A 3,546-nucleotide genomic window follows, 5' to 3' on the forward strand; every position below is an offset into this window, starting at 1 on the left:
ATTGATCCTAAACAGGCGGAACCTCAGTTAGCTATTGCGGTGGCTATTTATAGTCAAGGAAAAACTGAGGAGGGGATCAAATTAGCTCAGGCCGCTCTCACTAGCGATAGTCGTTATGCCAGTCTGAAATTTTTAGGGGAAAATCTCTGGGGTAAAAGTCTTCTGCAAGACACGGAGAAAATGTTTAATCATCCCAAAATGAAAGATTTTATCGCTCGTTTACCACAACCAACCCCGGAAGTGGAGGAAGAAAATTAAGCTGATAGCAGCAAGCATTAAGATAACCCCTTAGTTAATTTGCTAGGAATTCTTGAGGCTTGCTCTAGCTAATTAGGGCTGGCTGAATATCGGTAGCAGCTTTGCTAAAAAATGGTTTTGGGACTTTATTAGCAAAACAACAAATTTTTTGCCGCAAACCCCACATACAGTACAATTATTACAGTTAAGGGTTTGAAAGGCCTAGGATGATGGCAAAGCAATCAAGGGCAATTGCGGTAACAGAACATGACAATAAGTGTCCTGAATGTCTGCACTTGTAGATTTTGGGAGAACCCCTTGCGCCTGAGTCTAAGGGTGTTTTTTCGCTTTTGAAAAAGTCTGATCCAGAGGCGTTTTCCCTATCGGTGCGGATTATTTTTAATCAGCAGTGGCTTGATTTTCGCTTTGGACGGGTTAAGTTTGGTTTGCGGGGGGGAGAGTTACGCTTAAAACTGGAGAATGGCCAAATGCCTTCTGAGTTGAGAAATGAAGCGTTGAAAAAGATTTTAGCAAGGGAATTAGAGATTGAACGTCAGTTAGGAGGAGAACAGGAAAGCAAGTTTCAACTAGAAGGTTCTGCAACTCCTGATTTATCGAAAGCAAGCTTAAAGGGAGTTAGAGAAAAGCGTCAAAAAGAGTCCCAGGGGGATAAGTTTCAGCTTAAAATAGCGCAAATTAGTCACAAGGGAGCAAATAATCAGCCTGTGTGGGTGTTCGAGAATAGGACAGGTGAGCCTGTTTTGATTGGGGAATTAGCGGATTCCCTGGGTAAAATGTTAATTGCGGGTGTTCCCTGGAGCGTTGAAGCGACATTTACTCCTGAAATGCGTCAGGTTGTGATTACGGGTTTAGAAAATTTATTTAGAGATGATATTTATCGACACGAAAAATTAAACATATTTGAGTTAGGATTCGCTAAGTTATTTTTAAAGCATAAAACCCAACCCTATCTAAGTCGTCAGGTATTACGTTATGAGTGATGCAGATTTTATTCGAGAAGTTGAAGAACTGTACCTGCGTCTTGCTAATGCAGATACAGATGATCTGGTTGAGTTAGCTAAACTTGCGGGTTTAGACCCTAAAACAGATTTAGCCGACTCTGTTTGGGTTCCCTATCCCAGCTTTGGGGAATTTCGCCAAAACACCTTAGCGGCGGCGGTGCTGACAGATTATCTAGAAGAGCATGGGATAGAGGTAGATGCTGCGGCGGCTGATAATGCTCAAGTGGTACTACCCAAGCTAGGTAAACTAGAAGCTGTATTGATTCCCCAAGACTCTGGTGAAGAAATGTTAGATTTAAGCCAAATTAGGGTCGAAATTGACCTAAATCCGGCAACATTAGCCTATATTTTAGTCGAGTTAGGGGAAGGAGGAGCTTGGTTAACTGGGGTTCTGTTGAGTTCGGACCTGCGCCAGGATTTCCCAGAAGGCGGCGCGGTGTCCTTGGCGATGAGGAAACCTATATCGGCGCTGTGGGAAGCTTACCGTCGGTGGGAAAACTGTCAGCAAATCATGGCGCAGTATATCGATAAACAAGGCTGGTCAGCGGAACAGCGATCGGAGGTAATCACAGTGTTAAACTGGGTCTGGGACTATCGGCAGGACTATGAGCGTCCGACGCTATTAGGGGACTTTTTAGCAGAGAAGGCCAACGAGAATAATGAGAATTTTAAACCCTTAGTCTCGCGTCCAGAAGGGGTAAGGGGAGCAACGCCTGAGCCGTCTTCAGAGGGTGCGGTGGACTGGCTAGAGGTGGCGATGGATTTGCTTGATGAATTGGGAAAATGTATTTAAAAAATAATCATGAAAAGTATTAAAATAATTGTCGAAAAACACCCAGATGGCTATATTGCTTATCCTTTAGGTATTGAAGGTGTTGTCATTGGCGAAGGCGAATCATATCAAGAAGCGCTAGAAGATGCGAAATCAGCACTCCGTTTTCATATTGAAACCTTTGGAGTAGAAGTTTTAGATACTGAATATTCTGTCTTAGAAGCGTCTATTATAGTAAGGTGATCATTAACAAAGAGGTCAACAGATGCAAAACTTACGTCAGGTTTCTTTACTAACAAGTGGACAAGAGCAAGTCTTAACTATTCCTCCTGAACTTGCCCTATCAAGCACAGAGGTTTTGTTACGCAAAGAAGGTCATCGCTTAATCATTGAGCCGATTTCTTCCGGTTCTCTAATTTCTTTGCTGACTACTTTGCCAGACATTACAGACAATTTTCCTGATATAGATGAAGGGTTGCTTCCCCTTGATGACATTACATTTTAGTACCACCCAATGACCTATCAATATCTGCTTGATACTAACATCCTATCACATTTGATCAGGTATCCCCAAGGTCAGGTTTTCCAGCATATTGTGGATGTCGGCGAAGAAAGCGTTTGTACGAGCATCATTGTGGCGTGTGAATTAAGATTTGGAGTGGTTAAAAGTGGTTCCTCCCGTCTGGTGCAGCAACTAGAACGCATCCTGGAGTTCTTGACAGTTTTGCCATTAGAATCAACTGTAGATAAGCACTATGCCCTAATTCGTAAACATTTGGAGCAAGCAGGAACCCCAATCGGTCCAAATGATTTACTGATTGCTGCTCATTCTCTAGCGCTTGATCTGACTCTTGTTACCGCAAATACTCGTGAATTTGAGCGTGTGCCTGCTTTGAAGTTAGAGAATTGGTTGATTGATTCTGTAATAATTTTTGGGGGATAATTTGTCATAAATGATGTTGCTGATGATGGTTTTGTATATATTCTGCCACTACTTTTTTGCGGTTTTCTCGCAATGATAAATCAGGTGGAGCATTTTCTAAAAGATGCTGAGGATGACCTCCCCGGCGTTGTGATAAAGTTTTACGCGGTTTTAAGCTTTGCCAATGTTCGTAAATGAGTTTTTTCAGAAGTTCTTCTGAGCTAATATTCTCTTCGGAAATGATGTCTGCTAGATAGTTCTCGGTTTCTCGATCTAGATTAATCGATAACATTGTTACTTCATGGGATAAATCAACATCTTTGATTATAGCTTAAAATCTATGATCGCACTCACCCCCCATCCCCAATTGAGTTTGCTAGAGAAAAATTCGGGGTACGGGCGAAGCATTCGGATAGGAAATCTAGGGTTTCAGTAATAGGTTATTGTCCGAATGCTTCGCCCCTACTCAATCATCTAACAATCCGTCGTAACGCACCACATCTATCATTAATTTATTTGGTGCGTTACTAGATTAATCGATAACATTGTTACTTCATGGGATAAATCAACATCTTTGATTATAGCTTAAAATC

The 3,546-nt window shown here is 41.9% G+C and carries 6 protein-coding genes and 1 pseudogene; 6 read left to right on the forward strand and 1 reads right to left on the reverse strand.

What is annotated here, in order from left to right:
• From PX481_RS09315 to PX481_RS09340, 6 genes and pseudogenes are all read left to right on the forward strand, one after another.
• A pseudogene (locus tag PX481_RS09315) lies at positions 1-258 on the forward strand (tetratricopeptide repeat protein); the annotation flags it as partial.
• A 329-nt stretch (positions 259-587) separates the two neighbouring features.
• Complete coding sequence (locus PX481_RS09320; RefSeq protein WP_223213047.1) at positions 588-1,238, forward strand: hypothetical protein; 651 nt, start codon at positions 588-590, stop codon at positions 1,236-1,238.
• Positions 1,231-2,052 carry a hypothetical protein gene (locus tag PX481_RS09325; RefSeq protein ID WP_004159619.1) on the forward strand — a complete coding sequence of 274 codons (822 nt, stop codon included), beginning with the start codon at positions 1,231-1,233 and terminating at the stop codon, positions 2,050-2,052. The genes PX481_RS09320 and PX481_RS09325 overlap by 8 nt, the downstream gene beginning before the upstream one ends.
• Before the next feature lie 9 nt (positions 2,053-2,061).
• Complete coding sequence (locus PX481_RS09330) at positions 2,062-2,274, forward strand: type II toxin-antitoxin system HicB family antitoxin (RefSeq protein WP_002793068.1); 213 nt, start codon at positions 2,062-2,064, stop codon at positions 2,272-2,274.
• A gap of 22 nt (positions 2,275-2,296) precedes the next feature.
• Positions 2,297-2,536 (forward strand): antitoxin, encoded by a 240-nt coding sequence (locus tag PX481_RS09335; RefSeq protein ID WP_002793069.1) that lies wholly within the window; start codon positions 2,297-2,299, stop codon positions 2,534-2,536.
• Positions 2,537-2,545: 9 nt separating this feature from the next.
• Positions 2,546-2,974 (forward strand): type II toxin-antitoxin system VapC family toxin, encoded by a 429-nt coding sequence (locus PX481_RS09340; RefSeq protein WP_002788601.1) that lies wholly within the window; start codon positions 2,546-2,548, stop codon positions 2,972-2,974.
• Positions 2,975-2,978: 4 nt separating this feature from the next.
• Here the strand turns inward: PX481_RS09340 and PX481_RS09345 are convergent, their stop codons facing one another.
• Entirely contained in the window at positions 2,979-3,245 is a 267-nt protein-coding gene (locus tag PX481_RS09345) for a hypothetical protein (protein WP_002784632.1), read from the reverse strand.
• Between the last annotated feature and the right edge of the window lie 301 nt (positions 3,246-3,546).

It is taken from the genome of Microcystis sp. M53603_WE2, assembly GCF_030065435.1.

What these genes read in the sequence shown, in the direction of transcription:
- PX481_RS09325 (WP_004159619.1), top strand. Translation starts at nt 1,231, where the DNA reads ATGAGTGATGCAGATTTTATTCGAGAAGTTGAAGAACTGTACCTGCGT.
- PX481_RS09330 (WP_002793068.1), top strand. Translation starts at nt 2,062, where the DNA reads ATGAAAAGTATTAAAATAATTGTCGAAAAACACCCAGATGGCTATATT.
- PX481_RS09335 (WP_002793069.1), top strand. Translation starts at nt 2,297, where the DNA reads ATGCAAAACTTACGTCAGGTTTCTTTACTAACAAGTGGACAAGAGCAA.
- PX481_RS09340 (WP_002788601.1), top strand. Translation starts at nt 2,546, where the DNA reads ATGACCTATCAATATCTGCTTGATACTAACATCCTATCACATTTGATC.
- PX481_RS09345 (WP_002784632.1), bottom strand. Translation starts at nt 3,245, where the DNA reads ATGTTATCGATTAATCTAGATCGAGAAACCGAGAACTATCTAGCAGAC.